19 protein-coding genes are annotated in these 24,299 nt (G+C 53.4%); 11 read left to right on the top strand and 8 right to left on the bottom strand.

The window, feature by feature from the left end; genetic code table 11:
- Nucleotides 1-166 precede the first annotated feature (166 nt).
- Entirely contained in the window at nucleotides 167-1,627 is a 1,461-nt protein-coding gene (locus tag SH528x_RS21890) for a sulfatase family protein (RefSeq protein WP_442512152.1), read from the bottom strand.
- A gap of 318 nt (nucleotides 1,628-1,945) precedes the next feature.
- Between SH528x_RS21890 and SH528x_RS21885 the strand changes: the two genes are divergently transcribed.
- The gene (locus SH528x_RS21885) at nucleotides 1,946-2,674 is read left to right on the top strand and encodes a hypothetical protein (RefSeq protein WP_442505584.1); all 729 of its coding nucleotides are present in this window, start codon (nucleotides 1,946-1,948) and stop codon (nucleotides 2,672-2,674) included.
- A gap of 93 nt (nucleotides 2,675-2,767) precedes the next feature.
- On the opposite strand, the gene SH528x_RS21880 is transcribed toward SH528x_RS21885, so the two are convergent.
- Together SH528x_RS21880 and SH528x_RS21875 are read right to left on the bottom strand one after the other, a co-directional pair.
- Complete coding sequence (locus SH528x_RS21880; RefSeq protein WP_442505583.1) at nucleotides 2,768-2,941, bottom strand: hypothetical protein; 174 nt, start codon at nucleotides 2,939-2,941, stop codon at nucleotides 2,768-2,770.
- A gap of 124 nt (nucleotides 2,942-3,065) precedes the next feature.
- Entirely contained in the window at nucleotides 3,066-4,277 is a 1,212-nt protein-coding gene (locus SH528x_RS21875; RefSeq protein WP_442505582.1) for a DUF1559 family PulG-like putative transporter, read from the bottom strand.
- A gap of 249 nt (nucleotides 4,278-4,526) precedes the next feature.
- Between SH528x_RS21875 and SH528x_RS21870 the strand changes: the two genes are divergently transcribed.
- Nucleotides 4,527-5,711: a substrate-binding domain-containing protein gene (locus SH528x_RS21870; protein ID WP_442505581.1), complete on the top strand. Its 1,185-nt coding sequence runs from the start codon at nucleotides 4,527-4,529 to the stop codon at nucleotides 5,709-5,711.
- Nucleotides 5,712-5,813: 102 nt separating this feature from the next.
- Nucleotides 5,814-6,287 carry a nucleoside deaminase gene (locus tag SH528x_RS21865; RefSeq protein WP_442505580.1) on the top strand — a complete coding sequence of 158 codons (474 nt, stop codon included), beginning with the start codon at nucleotides 5,814-5,816 and terminating at the stop codon, nucleotides 6,285-6,287.
- Nucleotides 6,288-6,348: 61 nt separating this feature from the next.
- On the opposite strand, the gene SH528x_RS21860 is transcribed toward SH528x_RS21865, so the two are convergent.
- Entirely contained in the window at nucleotides 6,349-7,608 is a 1,260-nt protein-coding gene (locus tag SH528x_RS21860; RefSeq protein ID WP_442505579.1) for an AI-2E family transporter, read from the bottom strand.
- 233 nt (nucleotides 7,609-7,841) lie between these two features.
- Between SH528x_RS21860 and SH528x_RS21855 the strand changes: the two genes are divergently transcribed.
- On the top strand, nucleotides 7,842-8,765 hold the full coding sequence (locus SH528x_RS21855) for a YihY/virulence factor BrkB family protein (protein ID WP_442505578.1): 924 nt from the start codon (nucleotides 7,842-7,844) through the stop codon (nucleotides 8,763-8,765).
- A gap of 238 nt (nucleotides 8,766-9,003) precedes the next feature.
- Here SH528x_RS21855 and SH528x_RS21850 read toward each other — a convergent pair whose 3' ends face one another.
- Nucleotides 9,004-10,206 carry an App1 family protein gene (locus SH528x_RS21850; RefSeq protein ID WP_442505577.1) on the bottom strand — a complete coding sequence of 401 codons (1,203 nt, stop codon included), beginning with the start codon at nucleotides 10,204-10,206 and terminating at the stop codon, nucleotides 9,004-9,006.
- A 499-nt stretch (nucleotides 10,207-10,705) separates the two neighbouring features.
- Here SH528x_RS21850 and SH528x_RS21845 point away from each other — a divergent pair, with 499 nt between their 5' ends.
- The 3 genes from SH528x_RS21845 to SH528x_RS21835 all read left to right on the top strand — a co-directional run bounded on the left by SH528x_RS21845 (nucleotide 10,706) and on the right by SH528x_RS21835 (nucleotide 14,288).
- Nucleotides 10,706-11,053, top strand: a complete 348-nt coding sequence (locus tag SH528x_RS21845) for a DUF4235 domain-containing protein (protein WP_442505576.1) — start codon at nucleotides 10,706-10,708, stop codon at nucleotides 11,051-11,053.
- A 5-nt stretch (nucleotides 11,054-11,058) separates the two neighbouring features.
- Entirely contained in the window at nucleotides 11,059-12,084 is a 1,026-nt protein-coding gene (locus SH528x_RS21840; protein ID WP_442505575.1) for a YheT family hydrolase, read from the top strand.
- A gap of 119 nt (nucleotides 12,085-12,203) precedes the next feature.
- A complete protein-coding gene (locus SH528x_RS21835) occupies nucleotides 12,204-14,288 on the top strand; it encodes a catalase (protein ID WP_442505574.1) in 2,085 nt (694 codons plus the stop codon).
- A 181-nt stretch (nucleotides 14,289-14,469) separates the two neighbouring features.
- Here the strand turns inward: SH528x_RS21835 and SH528x_RS21830 are convergent, their stop codons facing one another.
- Both SH528x_RS21830 and SH528x_RS21825 read right to left on the bottom strand, forming a co-directional pair.
- A complete protein-coding gene (locus SH528x_RS21830) occupies nucleotides 14,470-15,093 on the bottom strand; it encodes a 3-keto-disaccharide hydrolase (protein WP_442505573.1) in 624 nt (207 codons plus the stop codon).
- Between the two features lie 315 nt (nucleotides 15,094-15,408).
- Nucleotides 15,409-15,699, bottom strand: a complete 291-nt coding sequence (locus SH528x_RS21825) for a hypothetical protein (RefSeq protein WP_442505572.1) — start codon at nucleotides 15,697-15,699, stop codon at nucleotides 15,409-15,411.
- A 281-nt stretch (nucleotides 15,700-15,980) separates the two neighbouring features.
- On the opposite strand from SH528x_RS21825, the gene SH528x_RS21820 reads away from it, so the two are divergent.
- From SH528x_RS21820 to SH528x_RS21810, 3 genes are all read left to right on the top strand, one after another.
- Complete coding sequence (locus tag SH528x_RS21820; RefSeq protein WP_442512151.1) at nucleotides 15,981-17,498, top strand: sulfatase family protein; 1,518 nt, start codon at nucleotides 15,981-15,983, stop codon at nucleotides 17,496-17,498.
- Nucleotides 17,499-17,610: 112 nt separating this feature from the next.
- Nucleotides 17,611-18,084, top strand: coding sequence for a hypothetical protein (locus SH528x_RS21815; RefSeq protein ID WP_442505571.1), 474 nt, complete (start codon nucleotides 17,611-17,613; stop codon nucleotides 18,082-18,084).
- 267 nt (nucleotides 18,085-18,351) lie between these two features.
- Nucleotides 18,352-19,188, top strand: a complete 837-nt coding sequence (locus tag SH528x_RS21810; protein ID WP_442505570.1) for a hypothetical protein — start codon at nucleotides 18,352-18,354, stop codon at nucleotides 19,186-19,188.
- Nucleotides 19,189-19,559: 371 nt separating this feature from the next.
- Here SH528x_RS21810 and glgP read toward each other — a convergent pair whose 3' ends face one another.
- Entirely contained in the window at nucleotides 19,560-22,112 is a 2,553-nt protein-coding gene (glgP, locus tag SH528x_RS21805) for an alpha-glucan family phosphorylase (protein WP_442505569.1), read from the bottom strand.
- A 1,545-nt stretch (nucleotides 22,113-23,657) separates the two neighbouring features.
- On the opposite strand from glgP, the gene SH528x_RS21800 reads away from it, so the two are divergent.
- Entirely contained in the window at nucleotides 23,658-24,212 is a 555-nt protein-coding gene (locus SH528x_RS21800) for a hypothetical protein (protein ID WP_442505568.1), read from the top strand.
- Nucleotides 24,213-24,299 lie beyond the last annotated feature (87 nt).

The following is a 24,299-nucleotide window of genomic DNA, read 5'->3' as shown; positions in this document are numbered from 1 at the left end:
GCGTTACGCGGCGGACATTTCATGCAACGAAGTCATTGTAGAACAGTTGTCTCAACTGTTCATCCGGCTCAGAGCAGCAAACAATTGTTTGACACCACAAATCGCAACCGACTCGAGCAAACCAAACGAGCGAAAGTCGAACAATGTCGCGAGACCTTCTCGAAGGCTACTTCGAAATTCGTGGCGCCGAGTATCCTTGTTCCCGAATCTGTTTCAGTTTCGCTTGTAGCTGCTCCACCAGTTCAGGATGCTCTTTGGCAACATTGTTTCGCTGGCCGATATCCTCGTTCAAGTTGTACAACTCAACGGGGCCATTGTCGTCGTCAGGGTAGCCATGCTTGCTTTCCCATTCTTTGTTGCGTCCGCTAACGTAGCCCGACTTCGTGCCCACCAGCAACCATTCGTTGTGTCGGATCGCATATTCGCTGACGTGTGTGTTGTGAATATGCGTGGTTCGGACTGGCTTTGACGCCCCCTTTAACAGCGGCATCAAATTATGCGAATCTTCCGCTGCGTCGTCGGGCAACGAAAAATCAACCACTGCGGCAATCGTCGCCATGAAATCGATCTGCGACACCAGGGTTTCGTTGGTCGAACCTGCTTTGACCGTTCCTGGCCATCGAACCAGCAGTGGAACGTGATGGCCGCCTTCGTAGATATCTCGTTTCAGCCCCCGAAACGGCTTGCTCGACCAATGGTCGTACTTTTGGTCTCGGGCGTAAGCATATTTTTCGGGGCCATTATCGGCGGTGAAGATCACGATCGTGTTGTCAGCTTCGCCCGATTCAACAAGTGCGTTTAACAAGCGACCAATTGCGTGGTCGGTTTCGTAGACGAAGTCACCATAAGGTCCCGCCTTGGATTTCCCATCAAATTCATCGTTGGGGATGATCGGAGCATGTGGCGAGGGAAACGCAAAGTACAAAAAGAAAGGCTTATCACTGCTGTTTCGCGATTTTAGAAAATCGACACCGCGCTGCGTGATCGTCGGAATGTTTTGGTACGGATCCCAATCTGAAGCCATCGGGCCTGGACGGCATTCCCAATTGCCCTCTTTGATCGGCTTCCACTTCGAGGTTTCCATCAGCGTATCGGGAGCTTTGACGACGTGATCATCTTCGATCCAACAATAGGGAGGAAAATTGATCACGGTATCACCAAAATAAGAATCGAAGCCGTGTGCCAGCGGGCCATCGGGAATCGGCTTTTCCCAATCAAAGTCCTCGGGCCCCCAGACTTTGTTTCGCCCTTGTTTCGTGCTCACCGCGTCGGGTTTACGAATGGCATCCCAGTCCCAACCTAAATGCCATTTGCCGATTGCAGCAGTGTCATAACCCCGCTGTTTCATCATCTCGGGAAGTGTCAGCCGCTCGGGCGCGAAAACCGAATCACCAAACGCGTTGACAATCCCGTGAAAATCACGCCAATGGTGGCGCCCCGTAAGCAGAGCATAGCGGCTAGGAGTGCAAATTCCCGATGACGAATGCCCGTCGGTAAATCGCATCCCTTCGCTCGCCAGTCGAGACAGATTGGGGGTGGGAATCTTCGACTCGGGGTTATTGCAACGAAGATCGCCGTAACCAAGGTCGTCGGCGTACAGGATTAACACGTTGGGATTCTCTGCCATCGCCACACCATGCTGGATGGCGAAGGGCAGGCTGACGAAGGTCGCAAACAAGAGGGCTGCGTATTTCATAAATTCCCTACTGAGATGTCGTTGTCGGGGGCGAGAGAAGACCGTCGTTTGATTAGCGAACGCTGCGATTAGTGTAGTCGAAATCATCACGAGTTTGTATTTCGTATCGCGTCAACCATTGATCACGGTCGACCGACGTGGGACAATCTTCTCAATCCGAAAGTCTTCGCGATTTTCGTGACGGCAGGCGAAAATTCACCTGCCGATCTCCCTCACATGCAACCAACAAAAACCGGCATCAACACACTTATGATCAAGACACTTTTTTGCGTCGCGCTCTCGCTTGTACTTTCAACGCCCCTGATTTCGTCCCCCGCAAGCGGCGACGATCTCGGCACGCTGATCTTTTCCGATGACTTTGAGCGAAACGAATCGCAAGAACAGACTGACGAGGTCGGCAACGGTTGGGGAACGAACAGCAAGTCACGTGCGGGCGGCAACAAACAGGTCGATCTTAGAGACGGAGCGATGTACATCTACATTCACAAGGACGCCGACCATGGTGTCTCGGTGACGCATCCCGCCGAATTTCAGAACGGCGCGGTGGAAATGAAGTTCATGCTCGAGCACGAAAAGGACACGCTGGGGTTGAACTTTGCCGACTTGCAGTACAAAAAAGTATGGGCGGGCCATTTGTTCAAAGTCACTGTGGGTGTCAAGCAGACCGAGATCACCGATTTGAAAACCGGGATCATGGATCTGAAAACTCGCGAGGCGCGGCAGAACAAAACCATCACCCCCGAGCGACAAGCGGAGCTCAAAACAAAGGCCAAACGATTTCCACACAAACTGGGAACGGGAAAATGGTACACCGTGCTTGCCAAGATCGACGGGGACACATTGACCGTATCGATCGATGGCAACGAGGTAGGCTCGTTTGCATCACCCGGAATCGCCCACCCCACCAAGCGAATGCTGCGGCTGTCCGTTCACCGAAACGTCGTCGTTGACGACGTGAAGATTTACAGGACACTGTGATTGTCGCACGGCTTTCCAAGCCGTTAGCGGATTGTCGCACGGCTTTCCAAGCCGTTAGCGTGGATCGCGTTTAATCATTACGGCGAATCCGAATTACTCTTCTTCGTCGGCTGCCGTCATCGCCTGCTCTTCGGCAATCGCGGCCTTGTAGTCCGCAATGGCCTGTTCGTCTGCATTTTCCATGACGTTTGTAGGTCCTGAACTGCCGCAACCGGTCATGCAACCCAACATAAACAGGCTTAATACCAAGCAACATTTGCGAATCATTCGAGTCTCCAGAATCAAGAAGTGTAAAGAAAAAGATCAAGTAAGAAGTGAAAGCGTGATAGAAAAAAAGGTCCTGAAGCGAAATCACCCCAGGACCTGTTTCCATTCTTAAACAAGCGAAGATTTAGATTTCGGTATCAATCGTCTCACGTGAAGCACGTGTGCCCAACGATCCCCACAATCCATACGGGCTCCGTGAACCAGGCGCGGCAGCACCGGTGCCGTTCAACCAGACTGCAGGTGCACTTGAATCGCCAGCTTCGATCGAATCGGTAACAAACTTCACCGCACCATCGCCCATCAGCACATGAACACCACCTTGGTGACGACTAGATGGCGGCAACATCGCGATGTTTGCTCCGCGGTTGAAAGCACAAAGATTCGAGTTCGGTGGCAAGATAGTCGTCATCGCCGAGTAGATCTGTTGAGCACTGGCCCAACGATATCCACGTCCCGTGGTGGCGCCATCGGTTTCTTGCGTCGCCAACCAAAACTGAGGACGCTGTGGATCAATCATACCGTTCTGCGAGCAGTACGCCGGATTGTCGTGAACCAAAGCCGATGCGACCTGACCGCTGTTACCCTTGGCGCCAATATCGTTCGAGATCGTGCGAGTATCTTTGTCACCGAGATCAGTTGCGATTTCACCCATCACGATGGTGTTCGAAAGCCCATCGAGCACGTCGCGGAACGCCGTCTTCTTGTATTTCACGAACGCACCGCGATTGGCTGCCCGTGACAGTTTGGAAGGGTTGCTTTTTACCAACAGTGGATTGTTACGCGGTCCATTATGCAGCTGTCGTCCCGAATCACCAAGACACGCAGCATAGTTCGTTCGGCCGAGCGCCGGCAAACCGGTCCCTGGGTCACTCGGGCAACGTAGCGTTTGTAGCTCGGTAACCCAAGGAGCATAATTGATATTGCCGTGCGACGGTCCCATCGCGGGAAAATCGACTGTACCATCACCGTCATAGTCATTTGGATTGGAGATCTGTTCCCAAATCGCTTGCTGCTCGACGAACGGTGTCAAAGCAACCAGCATTGATAGCTGAAGCATATTGCCGTTGTTCGTCGCACGCCATGATCGCACGTTAGGGGAGATGTTCTCGTCAATCGTTCCCGAACCGTGCTGGGGTAACTGCTTGTAAGCACTGTGATAGTTGTGAATGCCTAGTCCGAGTTGCTTAAAATTGTTACTGCAGCTCATTCGGCGTGCCGCTTCACGGGCTGCTTGAACCGCAGGAAGCAACAATCCGACTAACACCCCGATGATGGCGATCACCACCAACAACTCGACCAACGTAAAACCTGAACGGTCTGTTTGATTCGACTTCATTTCATAAACTCCGAATAAGAAAAGAAACGCCAGAAAAGTGGCCAACAACACGGATTTAAACCGTGAAATGCAGCGGGAGGGGCTAGATCTCCCCATGTGGCGGTTTGCTTATTCTATCGAGTCAAGAACGGTCTTATATATCCAAATGCGTTAAACTTTTTCGCATACGCGCATTCATTCGATGATTGCTTTCGCTAATTCCTACTGCCTCCGTAGTAGCTCGTGCACCAAACGAAGGAAAACCACTACGTGACAAAATCGAAATTGGCGAGGGTGTCAAAACCGATGCCACGGGTCGCATTGTTAGTGGACACTTCGACCGAATGGGGGCGAGATCTCATTCGCGGAGTGACAAGTTACGCACAGAAACATGGCCCCTGGCAATTGCAGGTAGAGCCGCGTGGTCGAGACAACCAGTTGCAACTTCCCAATCGCTGGAAAGGCGACGGCATCATCGCGCGAGTTTCATCGGCGAAAATTGCGAAAGACTTAGAGTCGCGAAAACTGCCGGTGATCAACATTTCCGGTATCGAACTCGATGACGTCTCATTTCCTCGAGTTGCCATCGATTACGACGCGACCGCAAGACTAGCCAAGGAGCATTTCTATACACGCGGTTTTCAACGGTTTGCCTACGTTGGACCGCTCCGATACACCTATGTGAAAAAGCATGCCGATGCGTTCCAGAATCAAATTGGAAAAGAATTTGCGACGGTCAATACGTTTAACTACATCCACGAATCGATGGGCAGCGAGCAATGGCGTAAACAGCGTCTGAGACTTGAAGATTGGTTGACGAAACTAGAAAAACCGATCGCTGTCTTCTCTTGGGGAACGGCAGCGTCATGCCAATTATTGGACGCATGTTGGTGTATGAATATTTTGGTTCCTGATGATGTTGCCATTTTGGCCGGAGCCGAGGACGCACTGATCTCGCAGACGACGGTACCTCCGATGTCAGCCGTATTAAACCCGTCCAAACAGATGGGGTACCGGGCTGCTGAGCGACTGGACAATCTGATGCGTGGAGGAAAAGACAGCGGCAAAGACGAACGGATTGCCCCCATTGAAATTGTCACACGAAGGTCTACCGAGGTCCTGGCGATCAAGGATCCCGAGTTGTCATCCGCAGTACGATATATTCGCGAAAATGTGTTTTCGGAACTCACGGTCGAAGAGGTTGCGAATTCGGTGCCAATGAGTGTTCGCGGCTTGCAAATTAAGTTCAAGGACGCGTTTGGTCGATCACCGTTGGCCGAAATTCATCGTCTGCGTATCGCACGAGTGAAAGAATTGCTTGCGTCCACCGATATGCCAGTGGCCAGTGTTGCGGTCGCCACCGGTTTCGGCACTCCCGCCTATATGACAACCATGTTCAAGCGAGAAACCGGATTGACCCCGCTTCGTTATCGCGCCGCAACTCGCATGCGATGACGGCGTCGCCGATTGGCATCATTCGTGCACACTACGGTTTTGCCAACGCGTCTTCGATCGCTGATTCGCATGCCGAGCCCTCCCCAAAATAGGAGCCGTGTAATGACCGAACCATACCAAACCCATCTGACCGAGTGGATGCGTACGGTCGTCGCCAAGGGATGGGAAGGAGTCCAAGCGGGACAGAACCCATTCGCGGCCGCAGTCTATTCGTCCCAAGGCGAAATGCTCTCGTGTGAATGTAATCAAGTCAAACAAACGGGACATCCATCACGGCATGCCGAGGTCTGTGCGATCGATCGCGCATGCGAGAAACTTCAAAGGACGAAGCTTGAGGACTGCGTGCTAATCAGCTCGGGTGAGCCGTGTCCAATGTGTGCGGCGATCGCGGCGATGACACGGATACCGCGGATCATTTTTGGCGCCCCCGCCAGCGTGATTGAGCAAGCCGGTTACGGTACGCTGGGGTTGGGTTGTGAATCGTTTTTTGATGCTGCGAAACCAAATGCGGTGATTCAGGGCGGCATCTTAGCGGACGAATGTTCGCAACTGTTGCTGGAAAATCCAAAACGCTGATTCGCAACTAAGTGTGGCTTGGCCCCCAAGAAATAATTCGCCATCGCCAACCTACTTTACGTCATGCCGTTTCGGCGATCGGTTGGTCTTCTTTGATGGGATCACATTCTTGTCCCACCCGGCACGCATCCTCGCCTAACACTGCAGCGAGCGGATAGGTGAGTTTGAAGCTCGCGAAGATTTTTCGCTGAACAATTAATAGCGGGACAGCAAGAAAGATTCCAGGTATGCCCCACAGAAATCCCCAAAATGCGACTGCGACTAATACAATCACGGGCCCAACCTTTAACGTTTTCCCCAAAATCGCGGGCGTGACAAACTGACCTTCGACCGCGGTGATGGACCAGAACGCAGCAGCGGTCAGGGCGGCCCGCGGCAACGTGTCAAACGTACTCGCCGCAGCCATGAAAACAAATGCGGTGGCCGCCAAGGCGCCGACATATGGAATGAAATTGAACAGCGTCGCGAGAACTCCCCATAACACCGGAGTTGGCATTCCGATGGCCCACATCACAAGCGAAACGATGATACCGAGCCCGATGTTGATGAACGTAATCTGAGCGAGATACTTGCCGACCGTCTCTTGGATATCGCCAATCTTGTCTAGCAGTTCGTGACGACTATGTTCGTCTGGTAACACATTTAGTACACGATTGAGTAGATCGTCGCCCGAGGAGAGCATGAAAAAGGTGAGCACGGCGACCGCGGCAATAAATGCGAGAAAGCGGCCTGTTTTGTTGATCAGCACGCTACGATCGAGGATTCGCGGTTTCTTGACCGATACTTCCACCGTCGCTTCCTTCTTCCCAGTGGGAGCCGCCTTATCAAGTTCCTCTTCGGCTCGGTCGAGCACCGTCAACGGCTCTTCGATTGCGGCAAAATTTGACTTGATTTTACTGATGCTTTCTGGTGTTGATGCAATCCACGTTTGTGCGGGGGAATACAACATCCCAGCAATGATCCCCAAAGTGACGAAGATGCCTAAGATCAACAGCCCGCTGGAGATGGTCTGTGACAATCCCCAATGGCACATGCGGGACGCGATGGGGCGTAACGAAAGATATGCTAACGTGGCAATGACAATCGGGACAAACAAACTGCTCGCGACAAACAACGTCCCACAAACCAAAGTCACCGCGATCACCGCGACGAGCGAAAGCAATAAACTTTCATCGCTGATCGACGACCCGAACACCGGATTACTCGCACGCGTTGGTAGTGCAACTCGCTCGGTGCCTGAATGCATCGCAGGCCGGTCAATCCGACGTCGCTCCGCTGCAACGGACGCGACGCTAGTATCGGTGGATGATGTGTCGTCCATTGTGATTCGTTAACCGTTGTGTGTTCCCACCAAGATGAAATCGTTGGTGGACTGTTGAAATAGCAGCCAACCGATCGGTCAATCGACAACCATGGTGACTGGGATACACGCAGCTAGGCGGTATTGCGAGCGGGATGCAAACGACATGCCGCTGTGGCGCGCGATTTGCGACATCATTTCGCTAACACGAGCTATTTCGGTAACCAGAATCTACGCACACGGGCCTCCGTATCATGAACTTCCTCAAACAAACGTTTTCCGAATTTTCAGAAGACAACTGCAGCACGCTCGCTGCGGCACTGGCGTATTACACCGCCTTTGCCCTACCTCCGCTCTTGTATTTACTGATGACGTTGCTGACGTTTGGGATGTCGGTGATGTACGACAGCGAAAAAGCAGAGCAGAAGGCTCAGGGATTATTAACATCCCAGGCGGCGCAGATGATGGGGAACCAAGCTGCAAGTGATCAGATCTCGACGATCATCGAGAATCACGAACAGTCCGGCGGCAAGTGGTGGAAAACGCTACTCAGTTTTGCAGGGATTGTTGTCGGAGCCACCGGCGTCGTCGCGGCACTGCAAGCGGCACTGAACCAGGTGTGGGAGGTAAAACCGGATCCCGAGAACACGGGAATTATGGACATGGTGATGAAACGAGTCATGTCCTTTGGGATGATTTTGGGGCTCGGTTTCATTTTGCTCGTTTCACTTGTCGTCTCGTCGGTGCTTGCCGGAATCGGGGACCAAATTGGCGGGATGTTTGGTATGTCGGGAATCGTGGCATCGGTGATCAATTTCGCAGTCCAAGCCATCGTGGTCCTGGTAATCTTTGCCGCCATTTTCAAATTCATGCCCGACGCCGAAGTCAAATGGCGAGACGTGTTGGTAGGAGCAGCGATCACAACAGCACTGTTCTTGCTAGGCCGTTTCGTGATGCAGATCTATTTCTCGTATAGCGAACCGGGGGCCCAACTCGGTGCCGCGGCTGCCTCGTTAGCGGTCTTGTTGGTATGGGTCTACTACAGCGCCATGATTGTGTTACTCGGTGCCGAAGCGACACAGGTCTACGCGGTCCGTTACGGTGACGGCATCCGTCCGGAACCCAAAGCAGTTCGTGTGGTCGAGAAGATCGAACGCCCTGGAACCGCAACGAACTAACAGACGGAGCTAGCCGCGGGCATGTTTCCTACAATATTGAAGGGCCCGCGGCTCGCGGGCTGTTGATTTAATCGAAATGCGAATCGCAGTGGTGAGCCGTGGGCCGTAAGGCACCGGGTAACCCGCGGGACCCGGCCGCTCACGCGTCACGGCTCACTAAGTCAACAGCCCGCTTGCGTCGTAGGCTCACAAAAGGATCAACGTTTCACAGGTCACAGGTATATATCGAACGATCTGCTTACGGCTGCAAAATGTTTTCTTTTCGCTGGCGATCTCGCTGCGTAGCCGTAGCAATTTCCGCCAGCGCTGATGCGGGAATCAACCGATGCTCGATCGCGATCCGAGCCACTTCGGTACTGTCGCTGACCAAGTACATGGGAACCCCAGCCGCTCGTGATGCACGAACGTGAATGTCCACCCGTTGGTCATGTTCACTCGAAAGCCCCGGATCAATATCACGAATAAAGATGGCCCGTATTCGCGAGCCAAATTCCTTGGCTGCTTCCGCATACAGCCTCGCGTCTTCTTGACCTGAATCTCCGAACAGCACGAATTGCAGTGATTCATACTGCTGCATCAAACGACGTGCTTTGACCAACTTGTGCTCGTGTCCTTCTTTGAACAATTTGTTTTCATCGAACCCCAAATCTCGCAATAGAATGGGCCCCTTGGGGATTGCGTTTAATTCAAGGAAGTCTTCGAGCAGATCGTACAGGTTCCATGGCGAACTGGAGACGTAGAAGATGGGATTAAGCGGTTCGCTTTCGATGTCCCCATCGTGCTGCAACATCTCGTACAACTTTGCCACACCGCATAGCGGAGCTCGAGTACGCGCGTTCCCTAAAAAGGTAAGCTTTGCCATCGTAGCGATGTCGATGGCGCCGGTGTGCAAAATCGTATCATCGATATCACTGATGATGCCGAATTTTGCATGATCGGGCACATACATGACATCGCACGTGGTGGTGCTCGATTGGCTCGGCGAGCCATTATCGCCCGCGATCTGCATGATTGCGGGTGACCAGAATATTTGGTCGCCGCCTCCCGTTTCACGTGGCAGATCAAAATGGAAGTAGCCTTCGTTGTCGCTGTGGGTGCTACCCGCACTGCCACCCGCCGTTGCTTTGACCATCACATTGGGCACTTCATCGCTGGCGAATCGACCAATGGCATTGGATAAATTTTGCCACCACCTGTCGCTTTCAAAATCGGGATCGAGCGGCGGGTTGGTGAGCACGCGGCCATGCAGTCGAATCGCACCGCGAGTGGCGTAGCCGATGTACGGTTGGATATTGGGGACACCACAGCGGCCCAACCGTTTTCGCAATCGCCGTATTCCCGCATCCATCACGTCGTCTGCGGATGACGCGGTCTGCGTCAGCCATGTCCTGAAAACGTCACGCCATGCCTCTGATTCGTGGTCGCCATGGTGGCCAGCCATTGTGTGTTTACCTTCTGCGAGAACATCGTTAGCCCAGGAAACTGTGAGCCGTCGTCGCAAATGATGTTCCCAGGCAACGGCGACAAAACGCGTCGATCGATGTTCGAAACAAGACTGCTGCCAAAGGTTCTCCCTCTCCAAGCACTGTGAATCCAAATCAAACAGCCTGAACGCCCAGCAACCACATCTTCTGTGGCTTCGTTGGATGATTCGCTGCCATTAACAAGTTTTATGGTGACGCGGGCACTCGATTGGGAATCGTCCGGATCGTGGCACGTTGATTGCGAAGTCTTTGAACTAAGCACTGACAATTTTCACGACACTTCTCGGTAAACGTGACCACTGGTTCTCAGTCTCCTGCCTGCCGAGTGAGAAAAGACGAAGCGGGAGCCTCGAACGCAGTGCGTACCCAGGCAGGAGCCTGGGTACGAGTGTTTTTGGGTGGCGATTACCGAGAAGTATCAAATTTTTACGAATCTACTTGAACGAAAGAGATGTTATGTCCGGCACAATGGAAACGATTCACGACCGTTATGATGACTTGCGAAATAGAGTCGGCGAGTACACCGGCCGCGACGAACCCGACGGACGCAACCCGGGCATTGGCCGCACCGAATCTGCGATTGCTTTTGTCGCAGCGATTGGGGCCACGTTTGTAGCACGTCATTTGCTCGAGGCGGCATGGCAAACCACGCTGGACCGCGATCCCCCTAAAAACCCAACGTCGCGTGAAGTGGCATGGCGAGAGGCAATCCTTTGGGGCGCTGCATCGGGCGCAGTCGTTGGCATTGCCCGGATTGCATCGCGACGCGCCAGCAGCGGCGCGTACCGTAGTTGGAGGTCATAACAACGGTGTCAACACACCAAGCGGATAAGTTCGCGATCTCCAATTTCGAGTGGCTCGATCCATTCGAGCCCCATCGTTGTTGCCCTGGCGGATGGCTACAAACGCTGTCAATCAAGACGATGCGTCCTGATTTGGATGTCGACCACTACGAGGGCTGCGTTGCCTTTGACGTCCCCGGCGACCAAACGCCGCCGGACGTATTGAGCGGCTACTATTTGCCTGCCGCTGATGTTACCAATAAACCGACCGTTATCCTGTTTCATGGAATGGGGGGCCATGCGCGAAGTGGGTACATGCGTTCGATGGCCGAGCGGTTGCTCGACGCCGATTATCCGGTGGTGCTGTGGAATAACCGCGGGGCTGGTAGCTCCGCTCGGAACTGCATCCGCTTTCACCATCCTGGTTATACCGACGACATCGTGCTGCTGGTCGAATACTTGCATCAACAACGACCAGAGTGGACTCGCAACGGACTCGCAGCGATCGCGTTCTCTTTGGGGGCGAATGTCTTGCTGCGATATCTCGCCGAAACGGCAAACGAATCTGCATTTCGGGCTGCGACAGCCGTCTCGGCACCGCTAGACATGGAAACAACCTCGACGAATCTGCGCAGTGGACTGAACCGACTATTCGATCGCTATCTACTGAAAAAGCAACGCGACGAATTGCTCCGAGAGGGAGCGCAGTTGACGGACGATGAACGTAAATCCATCAAAAATGCGTCGTCGGTCTGGCAGCTTGATGACCAATTCACCGCCAAGCACTTGGGCTTCGACGGCGCCAAAGAGTTTTACCGCGAGAACTCGGCGATTTACGTTCTCGACAAGATCCAAACGCCAACCTTGCTTTTTCACGCATCCGACGATCCGGTGGTCGATGAAGCGGTCTTTACGAATCGCGACTGGATCACCGATGGGCCGCTGTACCCAGCCTTAGCGGCATCCGGCGGGCACACTGGATTTCTAGATCGCCAGGGAAAGCGATGGCACGAGCGTGCCTCGATCCGATTCTTTGATGCGATGCTTGATTGAGGAACAACGTTTGCTTGGTACGTGCGGAATTCGTCAGCAATGATCGTTGCTGCGTTCCAACCTGAACATCCATCGTTCGCATTCGTTCCACCTCCCAACCTCACGAGAGATCCCTGTCCATGGCTAAACAAAATCAATCCACCGGAAAAACCAACGTTGGCCACGGAGGCGAACCGCACCAAACCGTCTCGGGTGATGGTGCTCGCTTGACGACGAATCAAGGCCTTGTGATCGCCGATGATCAAAACACGTTGACCCTGGGTGAGCGTGGGCCGCAATTGCTCGAAGACCACATTATGCGTGAAAAAATCACGCACTTTGATCACGAGCGGATCCCTGAACGTGTCGTCCACGCGCGCGGTTATGCCGCCCACGGCTATTTTCAGACCTACAAGTCGCACGCGGGTCTGACCAAGGCGGGATTCTTACAGGATCCCTCAGTGCAAACGCCAGTATTCTGCCGGTTCTCGACAGTTGCGGGTCGCGCGGGTTCGTTTGACACGGCGCGCGACGTGCGCGGGTTCTCGGTCAAGTTTTACACCGATCAAGGCAACTACGATCTTGTCGGTAACAACATGCCCGTGTTCTTTATCCAAGACGCGATCAAGTTCCCCGACTTGGTCCATAGTGTCAAACCCGAGCCCGACCGCGATTTCCCACAGGCACAATCGGCTCATAACACGTTTTGGGATTTTGTCTCGCTCAATTCCGAAGCGATGCACATGTTGATGTGGATTATGTCCGACCGCGCCATTCCGCGTTCCTTTCGCATGATGGAAGGGTTTGGCGTTCACACGTTCCGGATGATTAACAAAAAGGGCGAATCCAAATTCGTCAAATTCCATTGGCGTCCCAAACTCGGTACATTCTCATTGATTTGGGACGAGGCGGTAAAAATCGGCGGCGCAGATCCCGACTTCCATCGTCGTGATTTATGGAATGCGATTGAGGCCAAAGATTTTCCCGAGTGGGAACTCTCAGTCCAAGCATTCAGTGAAGATCAAGCAGCCGAATTCGACTTTGATGTGCTTGATCCCACAAAGTTGATTCCGGAAGAGATCGTTCCGTTAACGCCGCTCGGAAAGATGGTGCTCAATCGTAACGTTGACAACTTTTTCGCAGAGACCGAACAAGTGGCGTTCTGTCCGTCGCACGTTGTTCCGGGCATCGACTTCAGCAACGACCCGCTGCTGCAAGGACGACTGTTCTCGTATCTGGACACACAGCTCTCGCGACTGGGAAGTCCGAACTTTCACCAAATCCCCGTCAACAAACCGAAGTGCCCCTTTGCAAATTTCCAGCGTGATGGGCACATGCAAACCGAGGTGCCGACGGCCCGAGTCGCGTACGAGCCAAACTCACTGGATGATGGCCAACCGCGTGAAGATCCCAAAGCCGGCTTCACTTCGTATCCGGCGGAAGAGTCGGGCAAGAAATTGCGTATCCGCCCCGAAAGTTTCGCAGACTATTACACGCAAGCTCGATTGTTCTGGAAATCGATGACGGAGCCTGAGCAGCGTCACATCGTCGGTGGGTTTGCGTTCGAGCTTGGAAAATGTGACGAAATCAAAATCCGCACGCGGATGTTGGGGCATCTGAAGAACGTCGACAAAAAGCTTGTCGAGCAAGTGGCCGCTGCGCTGGGCATGAAAGGTCAAGGCGATTCGATTAAGCCTCGCGTGCCCGTGGGCGATCCTGATCCGTCCAAGCCACTGTCGCAATACGCCGCGGCCCCGAAATCCTTAGCAGGCAAAAAGATTGGCCTGCTGATCACTGCGGGCGCGGATGATAAATTGCTAAAGGCAATCCGCGAAACGGCTCACGCCGAAGGTGCGATGTTGTCGATCGTCGCACCCAATGCAGGCGAGATCGAAACCAGTGCTGGGGAAAAAGTCATGCCAGAGCATTTCTTGGCCGGTGCCCCTTCGGTGCTGTTTGATTGCGTGATTGTAGCCCCCGCAAAAGAGAAGGCCAAATCGCTTTCCAACGAAGCCGCCGCTATTGATTGGATCCGAGACGCTTTCGCTCATTTGAAAGTCATCGGATACACCGAAGCAGCGACAGGCTTGTTTGAAAAAGCGTCGGTCGCTCTCGATGCTGACGAGGGAATCGTCGACGTCAACGACGCCAAGCTCGACAAATTTGTCGAGCAAGCCAAGCAGCACCGCATCTGGGTACGCGAACCCCAAGTTCGCTCGATGTAAACGGCATCGCGTTCGTAGCGCAACGCTGTGGAGCATTTCGTAGCGGAAGTCGTCAAGAGTTTCGGGAGCAGGCGCCGTGGAACGAAAGTCTTGAAGACTTCCGCTGCGCTAAAAAGCCGCAAACGCTATCGGAAAAAATGCTTCACTGCGTTGTCCGCAATGTTTAGTCGATCCCGATTCGTTATTGTTGAATCTGGAAATTTCGGAACAACATCTTCTGATGCACACCGGCGTGCAACTGAAGTCCGATCTTTCCTTTTTCCGGAAACCGGATCGCGGTGTAGTCAACAAACGGCTCATCGTTCAGGAACGTCTGGATACGCATGCCAGTTACTACCATTCGCAATGTGTTCCATTCACCTAGCTTATGAACCGTTTTAACCTTGTCCGATTTCGCAGGATACGAACCTTGTTTATCCACTGGTGCGTAAATGCACGCGGTGAGGTCGACTTTTAGCGATCGTGAAATTCCGATTTGCACTTGGTGTGATTCGCCGTGCAGAAAAACGCCCGAATCATAATCGGGTGAATCGGTCTTGAATTCAACGGTCATTTCAAAATCGGTGTAGTCGGCATCCGTCCACAACACCGATCCCTTTTTGTCAGGATTGTCGCCGATGATCATCCCGTCGGTAACGGTCCAGTGCTTGGCAAATTCCGATGGCTTGGTGTGCCAACCCGACAATGTCTTGCCATCAAAGAGGGCGGAGTCTTTACTCGAATCGGAGGAAACACGATCTTCCGCGTGCAATAGACTGGCGGTTGCAAACAAGCACAGGGAAAGGGTTAAAACAAGTCGTTTCATGTTTAGCTTTACAAAATGGGAGGGAGTGAAGGAGGGAAGTGGTTTTTAAGGTGGGACGGAACGTTAGTCAGGCGTTTGGTATTTACCGATGAAACGTCGATCGTTTTGTGAGCCGTGACGCGTGAGCGGCCGGGTTCCACGCATTACCCGGTGCCTTACGGCCCACGGCTCAGCAATGCGATTTGCATCTCGATTCAATCAACAGCCCGCTAGCCGCAGGCCACTCAAAATTGTAGGAAACTTGCCCGCGGCTAGCGCCGTCGGCTCAGATCATTATGTGGAATGACTCATATTGACCTGCTTAGGCAGGTCGCCTTACGAACCGACGATGGAATACAGACCGCCGCCTTCGCGTTTCAGTTTTCCTTGATTGGCCAATTCTTGCCAAACGGATTTGGGGTACGAGTCCGGAGGCGTGATCGCGGCAACGCCCGAAGATTGTCCTGATGACATTGGGCCATAACCCAATCGCGACTCATCGTCCAATCGAGTCAGCTTCAAGCGTTTGCGAAACGCCTTCATCGCCAATCGCAATTCTTCTTTTGTTGGGCCTGCGGGCTCGGTGGGCACGGCTTCGGGATTCGAGGGTTCATCGGAATCGGTCATAAAATGGCTTCGCAGCGGGTTAAGTCAACGGTTCGACGTGAGATCGGATTATTTTAGTCAGAACACGGGGGTTCGCGAGTTGCATTGTCCACGATCGAATCGCGGACATCAACCTTTTCACCCCCCGTCACCTCGATTCTGAACGAGAAAACGTGTTACGCTAGTTAATACGTAGCGGTCAGTTCGTCACGATTGCCCCCGCAGCCGACTCGATCGATTTCCACCTTACAAAGTAGTTCGACGCCATGAAGCCACCGGTATTGTTGCTATTCGTCGTTTTGATGGTTCCGCAATCGCTGTTGCCTGCTGCTGAAAAGCCCAATGTGATTGTGATCTATACCGATGACCAAGGATTCGGAGACGCCAGTTGCCTGAATCCGGACGCCAAGTTCCAAACGCCCAATATCGACCGACTTGCTGCCGAAGGAATCGCCTTTACCAATGGGCATAGCTCGGACTCCGTCTGCACGCCGTCGCGATACGGACTGTTAACGGGCCGCTATTCTTGGCGTACGACCTTGAAGAAGAGCGTGATGGGCGCCGAAGGCAAGTGCTTGATTGACGATTCTCGCATGACGCTTGCCTCGCTGTTCCGAGACAACGGCTACCACACCGCCATGGTGGGCAAGTGGCATCTCGGTATGGATTTTCCCGGAGAGAACTATCGCAATCGCGACTGGACGCAACCGGTTCGCGATATGCCGCTAGACAAGGGGTTCGACTATTTCTACGGCGTTCCCGCGTCACTGAACTATGGTGTCTTGGCTTGGTTCGAAGGGCGGCATGCCAAGGTGCCGCCAACGATGTTCACGGCCAAGAAACCAAACAAACGGCACGTCGACTATCGCATCATGCCACCTTATCAAGATTCGCCAGAGGAAACTGCCAAGGTTGTTGGAACCAGAGGTATGGAGGTGGCTCCCGATTTCATCGACAACCAATGTTTGACTCGGTTCACGGACAAAGCGATTGAATGGATCGAGGGCAAAGCGAGTGATGCCAAATCTGGCAAACCGTTTTTCGTTTATCTGCCTTACACCTCGCCCCACTACCCCGTGTGTCCGTTACCTGAATTTCACGGACAAGGAAACGCCGGCGGCTATGGCGAATTCGTGATCGAAACGGACCACCATGTCGGTCGTTTCCTGAGCTTCCTCGAGCAATCCGGTCTCGATCAAAACACCATGATCGTATACAGCAGCGACAATGGACCGGAAACATCATGGAAGAAACGGATCGAAGACTTTGATCACGACAGTAGCTCGCTCTACCGAGGCGGCAAACGGGATATCTACGAAGGCGGCCACCGCGTCCCCTTTTTTGTTCGTTGGCCAAGCGGCATTGCCGAGCCCGGTCGCCGCTGTGATGCACTCGTGGGTCAGCTCGACTTGATGGCCACGTTGGCCGAAATTCTCGGCGCCGAGATCCCCGCAAACGCTGGCGAAGATAGTCAGAGTTTTGCTTCGGTGTTGGTCGATTCGGCGGCGAAGCACGATCGTTTGCCGCTGATCAACCACAGCATTGACGGACGTTTCTCTGTCACCGAGGGAACATGGAAATTGATACTGCCGCATCGCAAATCTAAGTACGAACTGTACGATCTTGCCAAAGACCCTGCCGAAGCGTCTAACGTGATTGCCTTGCATCCCGAGATCGCCAGCTCGCTGCAAAAAAAGCTTACCGACATCGTCATCAACGGCCGCACCACCCCAGGCGAGGCCCAGGCAAACGACACCGGCTATTGGTCGGACCTGACGTGGATCAAAGAATCCGAATATGATGCTGCCAGGCTCCCGTAGCGGAACTCGTCAAGAGTTTCGTCAGTTGCAATCATCTTTCGTTTCCCCCTGACCGCCGAAAGTCTTGGCGACTTTCGCTACGGTTTTGTTCCCCCAGCAACAAATAGAGAACATGAAGGCGGCATCGATCCATGAGCTGAAAAAATCGCTCGCGAACCTCGACCGCGACGAACTGCTCGATGCATGCGTCCGCTTGGCAAAATACAAAGTCGACAACAAAGAATTGTTGACGTATTTGTTGATGCATGCGGATGACGAACAGGGTTATGCGGATGCTGTCTGCGACGAGATCGATGAACAACTCCCCGCTGCGCATTCCATTCATAAAAAGACGATGCGAAAGATTGTGCGTTGGATGGACAAGTACATTCGCTACTCGGGCAACAAAGAAACCGAACTACGGATCCGCATCCACTTTTGTCGCCAATTCGTCGAGCGAAAAATCCGTTTCCGTGGCTGCAAAGTCAGTGCAAACATGTATGCCACCCAGCTGAAGAAGATCGAAAAAGCGATGGAGAAATTGCATCCCGATTTGCAATTCGATTTTCGCTATCAGATGCAAGGCCTCGACACCCACCTGCCTTGAGCCGTGCGATCACCAGCGATGAGTCTGAGAATCCCTCGGGACGTCAATGTAATTTGTGACGCATTTTGTTGTAACGGAAGTCGTCAAGACTTTCGTATTCGAGGATGACCGAAACTCTCGCGCGAGTTCCGCTACCTAACGCTCACAGCGATCATGCAAACGCGACTCAATCTTTCCCGACATATTTCATTACTTTCACTCATGTGCAGAGCATCCGCATTCCGATCTTAGTCGCTATTTGCCGTCGCCTTTTTCGGATCTGCAACGATGGAAATTACGGACACCAACTCTGTCTATCCCACGATGCAACAGAGACGCTTGGACGCGGAACACGGTCTGCAAAATGTGTTCAGCGATGTGTTGGCGAGTGTCGGGCATGCGGGCTACGCTTCGGCGGAATCAATCGAGTCCGAGGATCCCATCGAGACGCAGATCCAGGAGTCATGGGATGGATGGTTTCAGCTCGAGTTGCAAGGCCGCTACCGCACGACTGAGAAACCACGCGAATTAGGCAAACAGTACGGCGAGCTTGTTCAGCACGCCTATCAAAACGGCGGTTACGCCGCACCGAAAGCATTCTTGTCGTCACTGTCCGCAGACGAGCTGAGCGTGGTCCAGGACATCCATCATCTGGCGGACCCAATTCAAGTCAATTCGTTATCCGAAGAAGGGGCGATCAATTTGTTGATTCCTCCCGCGGCTCAGATTGACATGAATCGCGATGGGCTTACCCAGTCGGGTGCCGCCTGGGGACTGCGATTTCCCGACAGCACCACTCCGAAGCCGGTCGCAAAGGCTTTCGAGGCTGCGACAGAAGGGATGGACTGGAGCGAACGCAGCATCTACGAACTGCAGATGAAGATGCCAACGCTATTGGCAAACATTCATCTCGATGACGCCGGAGCCTTTGCCTACCAGGTCGAACCGGGCGACCCGCGTTTCGTCAATCCAATGGCCGAAGCAGACTACTCGTACGTCGACTATGCCGACAGCTACCTTTCGTATCTCGATGCATTCAAAGCCCGCATCGATCCGATCCAATACGCTAAAGGCAAAGCATTCTGGACCGAGTTTCAAAACGAATTGATCGCCAACGAGGCGTAATTGAGGGGCCCAATGTTTGCGGCTGACAATCTCGTTGACAATGAAGTTGCACGCGAGTTTGTCGCCTTTCGCTCCGCGAAAGTAGCGTTGACGGCGCGTACTTTTGCAGGTGACGTGCGATGGATAGATCCGAGAGGTACTGGCGGGCCGAAGGTCCAATCCTCTTCACGTCAATTGAACGCTGAATCTTCTTTTACTCACGTTGCGCCCAACGGTAAGCCAGTCCTCGCTACCACTGCATGCACCATTGTGAGCTATGTCGCGTAGACGTCAGGGTCTCGCGCGAAACCCGGTGCCCTCAAAGCTCACGATTGTGTATCTCCGAAACTCTTGGCGAGTTTCGCTACGGTTGCTTTATTGTTCGTTTTGAATCATCGTTGCCACCGGATCAGATCCAATTCCAGTGGCACTGCGACGCTGGCGTGTTTGGGCACGATACGTGGCGTGAAATCGGCTGCGGGGCGCGTTGCGGGGACACTGGTGCGATACGTTGCCCAGTTCGCTGCGGCGCCCTCTCGCCTCTCGACTCGTGACATTTGCTGCCGAACCGCTGCTTCGTCGTTGATCGGGTCGGCATACCACTCGACTCGCACGAAACTCGGATCGAGTCCGTCCAGGTAGATGTCAACTTCCACGGCATGTTCGTTTTCACTCGATTTCACTCTCACCTCACCAAACTTCAGCGACGCCCATTTCTCACGCAGCGAATGCTCCCAGTTGACGATGCTGGTGCCGCCCGCGCCGTTGTATGCAACGCGTTCGCGGTACGCGGTGGCAGCAGGAAAATAGTGCTGCTGGGTATACTCACGCACCGTGCGAACGGCTGAGAATTGCGGCGTTAATTGGGACATGCTGGCTCGCATGCGTGCCATCCACTGAGTCGGGATGCCTTGTTCGTTTCGATTGTAGAATTCGGGCACGACCTCGTTTTCCAGCACGCTGTAGAGCTGTTCGGCTTCGACGGCATCCCAATGCGGATCGTCACCATGTTCGTTGCCGTCGCCGATCGCCCAGCCGACTTCGGGCGTGTAGGCTTCGGCCCACCAACCATCCAGCTCCGACAAATTGATACCACCATTGACCAACACTTTCATGCCGCTAGTTCCACTTGCCTCCCAAGGCCGCCGAGGCGTGTTGACCCAAACGTCGGCGCCATGCACCAATTGTTCGGCCAGTAACATGTCATAGTCGCTGATAAAGATCACATGTTGACGTGCGATGGGGTGTCGGATGAATTCGATCCATTGACGTATCAAGTCCTGTCCAGCTTTGTCCGCAGGATGCGCCTTGCCTGCGAGCACTAGCTGCACCGGTCGCTCCGGATCGGATAACAAACGCAGTAGCCGATCTGGATCATGCAGCAACAAATTCGGTCGTTTGTAGGTTGCAAAGCGACGGGCAAATCCAAGCGTCAAGAGGTTGGGATCGAACAGATGCTTGGCTGCTTCGACTTCTTCTGGCGACGATCCCGCTGCCGCTAACTGACGCGACAATCGCTTGCGAGCGTAGTCGACCAACGTATGAGTTGCATCCACGCGAAACTGCCATAGTTTCTCGTCCGAGACGCGGCAAATGTCACACTCCAGTGTTTCGCTTGTCCCTAGCCAGCGGTCTTTACCACACATTTGTGTCCAAACCTTGTCCGCCGCCGTCGAGTCCCAACTCGGCACGTGAACGCCGTTGGTCACGTGTCCAACCGGCACTTCGTCGGAGGGCCATTGCTGAAACAGCGGCTGGAAAATTCGACGACTGACTTCCCCGTGCAGACGACTGACGCCATTGACGCTGCCGCTTGCCCGGATCGCCAAATACGCCATGTTGAATGGTTCCGATTCGTCGTTGGGATTCAACCGACCGAGTGCCAGCAGATCATGCACCGAAATACCCAGTTTCTGTTCGGCATAGGGCCGTAGATGCTGTTCGATCAACTCGGGAGCAAAGCGATCGAAACCTGCCGCCACCGCCGTATGCGTCGTGAACAGGTTTCCTGCTCGCGTCACCGCCAACGCGACTTCAAACGGTTGCCCTGAGATATCCATAAATTGGCGCGCCCGCTCTAGAACTGCGAACGCAGCGTGCCCTTCGTTCAAGTGACATACTTCGGGTGCAATACCAAGCTCGCTTAACAACCGCCAACCGCCAATACCCAGAATCAGCTCTTGTCTTAGACGCAACTCGGGTCCGCCGCCATACAGTTCACTGGTGATGCCACGATGTGCTGGGAAGTTTGCTGCATCGTTGCTGTCCAGCAAGAATAACTTCACACGGCCGACTTGAACCTGCCACGCTCGCAGCCAAACGGCGTAACCTGGCAGCTCGATCTTCAATCGCAACCATTCACCATCGGCATCACGCAACGGCCGGATCGGCAACTGGCCAGGATCGTTATACGGATACAACGCCTGCTGGTTTCCCATGGTATCGATGGTCTGGCGAAAGTAGCCCTGTTGATAAAGCAGGCCCACGCCAACGACCGGCACGCCAAGATCACTGGCCGCTTTGAGTTGATCGCCTGCGACATTGCCGAGACCACCCGAATAGATTGGCAACGCCTCACTGAGCATGAACTCCATGCTAAAGTAGGCGGCGCACTTCAGCGGCGGTGACTCCGAATAGGTTTGTTGGAACCATGCGGGCTGCTCCGCCGTTTGTCTTCGCATCTCCACTAACTGATCGACCTTCTGTCGAAACGCAGCATCGCCCAGGACGTTTTCGATCCGCTGACGCGACACCGTTTGCAGCACCACCCACGGATTTTGAGTGATCTCCCAAAGCTCGGCGTCCAAGCGACGCCAAACTTCATCGGTCGCGTGATTCCAGGACGACCTGAGATCCAGAGCCAACTCGGCTAACGATTCAAAGCCGTCGATCTCGATTGGAAACAGATCATAGATCGGATGCACATGTCGCGGATTGTCGCTCATCGCAATGACACCCACAACACGTGAACACGGTCAGCGGGCTTTCCCACTATGTGGTTTTGCAAAAAGTTGCCGTGAGCGACATTGGTCACCGTAGCGATCATTTCATCATCCTGTGGATTAAAACCGAAAGAGCGTGCGAGGAATCGTGGTAAGCGATTGCCGAGATCCGTTGCCACGAAGCGAAGCAATAACAGTGCCAAACCCTTTGTGGCAAACCGTCATCCCAAGAACCGCGTGTGCCGCTGAGTGCACGCTCTCACATCGACCGAATTTTCGCAAACAAGTCACCAATCGCACACCGCCATCGCCCGCATTCGCACAGTCGAGCACACCCGCGGGCCAATGTCGCCTTTTGCTCCGCAAAAGTAGCGTCGACTGAGCGTACATTGGCGTAACGAATGCGTTCCCTATTTTCTAACCCTACATTTTTTAACCTTCTTCGTTTCATCCCATCGCAAGCGAAATAAGAAGACCAGACAATCTTGCTAGGTAGATGACAACTTGGAACTCAGGCCTTCCATTTTTCTGCGCCCCATCTTTTTCCCATTCTTATCGTCGATGGTCGTTGTCACAGAATCCATGCTGATGGGGCTGTGACCGCCTTCGGGGTCGTTGTTAGCGTTTGGACAGGCTCCCGGCGGTAATCGCTTCACTCGACCGCCGGCTAATATCTGTATCGCCTTCGGCGCAAACGTCCTCACAGGTAATCAACAAGATTCAAATCCCAGATTTCTTTCTGAAGCTACTCTTAGTGTCTGTCGAATCCTCACGTGCTGGTCGCGTTCACTCCGTCAGCCACCATCGCCAGCGGCCTGTCCAGAGCGTGAAGAAGCTTGACGCTAGCCTTGCAGAGGATAAAAATACGCTGGCGGTCGTCCGCTCCAAAGAGCAGGGCAGTCTGTGAGAACAAATCCCAATTCAAGTTTAGAACACCCAAAAATTCTTACTCTTAGCCTCACACACCGCAGAAACTAGAGGTCGCCGAAATAGTGAGCAATGATTCGATGCAACCGCTTCGCGCGAGCGTGTCCGAGGGGTTGCACCGGCGCTTCTCCTTCGGTCAAGGAGTACTCGCACTCATTGCTGGATTTACTTTGATCCTCGTGCACACTCGTTTCGACTGGTTCTGGCACCCGATGCCTATTGTTGGTGCGATCCTTCTCGCAATACTTGTCGCGTCTGTCCACCGCGAAAACTGGCGGCGCGTACTTGGTTCGTCACTGTTTACGGCCACCGGTGGCGCTATTGGGATGATTGATCCTCGATGCATGCCGATGACCCCAATATTTCTTGCCGTGCTGGGTTGGCTCGCATTTGGATTGCTCGCTAAGCTGAACGACCGCAGACTTTTTTCTAACTGCGGTCCGACACTCGACAATGCCTCTCGACCGAAGGAAATACATGCTGACTCGGTAAGTAACGGATAAGCATAGTGTGCACACGAAGCACGACATAAGATATTTACAAATGGAAACCACATTGTCCGTGCACGCAAACGCCGGTCATTATTCGAATGAAGGCTGACACTTGATACGAATCTTCTCAGTGCCTTTCCTTTTCGCTTTAGCGTGTCTGCTTTCTGGCACCTATGGTGCGGTGCACAACCAGATTTCGTATTCAGTCTCACCGGAGTATTTTACGAAGTTCAAATTCGAACAATTCCACATCTCACCTCATTTTCATAATCGACTTGGAGCTGCATTCGTTGGCTGGCAAGCATCATGGTGGATGGGGCTCGTGATCGGCACATTTCTTATTCCCGCTGGGATGCTCGTTCGCGACAACCGCGAGTATGTCATCGCGGTACTTCGATCTTTTTTCGTGGTTCTGTGTACAACGGTCATCACTGGATTGACGGCTTTGTTGATCGCGTATTTTGTTGTCCACCCCGATCCGACTGAAGAGTTTGTGTTTCGCAATGCCAGAATCTCAGATTCTGCGGCCTTTTGGCGCGACGGCGCAATGCACAATTTCAGCTATCTTGGCGGGCTACTCGGAATCGCTACCGGTTTGGCAAGCATCCTCAGATCGTTCCTCGCCGAAAACGCACGACTACAGATCACGATCCCTGACGGCGAAACACCAAGGCAATCGGAATAGGGGTCCGGATCTAATCGACGCGAATGTATTTGAGTTAAATATCTATTCGCGTTCATTCGCGTGATTCGCGGGCCAACTGGTTTCAAA

Origin of the sequence: Novipirellula methanifontis, from assembly GCF_052161655.1 — a bacterium.
GTDB lineage: Bacteria > Planctomycetota > Planctomycetia > Pirellulales > Pirellulaceae > Novipirellula.
Note: the sequence above shows the minus strand (reverse complement) of the source record. Positions and strands in the feature narration are given on the sequence as shown.

Bases quoted from the DNA above. Each gene is read 5' to 3' on its own strand.
- SH528x_RS21890 (WP_442512152.1), bottom strand. From the start codon at position 1,627: ATGGCAGAGAATCCCAACGTGTTAATCCTGTACGCCGACGACCTTGGT.
- SH528x_RS21885 (WP_442505584.1), top strand. From the start codon at position 1,946: ATGATCAAGACACTTTTTTGCGTCGCGCTCTCGCTTGTACTTTCAACG.
- SH528x_RS21880 (WP_442505583.1), bottom strand. From the start codon at position 2,941: ATGATTCGCAAATGTTGCTTGGTATTAAGCCTGTTTATGTTGGGTTGC.
- SH528x_RS21875 (WP_442505582.1), bottom strand. From the start codon at position 4,277: ATGAAGTCGAATCAAACAGACCGTTCAGGTTTTACGTTGGTCGAGTTG.
- SH528x_RS21865 (WP_442505580.1), top strand. From the start codon at position 5,814: ATGACCGAACCATACCAAACCCATCTGACCGAGTGGATGCGTACGGTC.
- SH528x_RS21860 (WP_442505579.1), bottom strand. From the start codon at position 7,608: ATGGACGACACATCATCCACCGATACTAGCGTCGCGTCCGTTGCAGCG.
- SH528x_RS21855 (WP_442505578.1), top strand. From the start codon at position 7,842: ATGAACTTCCTCAAACAAACGTTTTCCGAATTTTCAGAAGACAACTGC.
- SH528x_RS21850 (WP_442505577.1), bottom strand. From the start codon at position 10,206: ATGGCTGGCCACCATGGCGACCACGAATCAGAGGCATGGCGTGACGTT.
- SH528x_RS21845 (WP_442505576.1), top strand. From the start codon at position 10,706: ATGTCCGGCACAATGGAAACGATTCACGACCGTTATGATGACTTGCGA.
- SH528x_RS21835 (WP_442505574.1), top strand. From the start codon at position 12,204: ATGGCTAAACAAAATCAATCCACCGGAAAAACCAACGTTGGCCACGGA.
- SH528x_RS21830 (WP_442505573.1), bottom strand. From the start codon at position 15,093: ATGAAACGACTTGTTTTAACCCTTTCCCTGTGCTTGTTTGCAACCGCC.
- SH528x_RS21825 (WP_442505572.1), bottom strand. From the start codon at position 15,699: ATGACCGATTCCGATGAACCCTCGAATCCCGAAGCCGTGCCCACCGAG.
- SH528x_RS21820 (WP_442512151.1), top strand. From the start codon at position 15,981: ATGGTTCCGCAATCGCTGTTGCCTGCTGCTGAAAAGCCCAATGTGATT.
- SH528x_RS21815 (WP_442505571.1), top strand. From the start codon at position 17,611: ATGAAGGCGGCATCGATCCATGAGCTGAAAAAATCGCTCGCGAACCTC.
- SH528x_RS21810 (WP_442505570.1), top strand. From the start codon at position 18,352: ATGGAAATTACGGACACCAACTCTGTCTATCCCACGATGCAACAGAGA.
- glgP (WP_442505569.1), bottom strand. From the start codon at position 22,112: ATGAGCGACAATCCGCGACATGTGCATCCGATCTATGATCTGTTTCCA.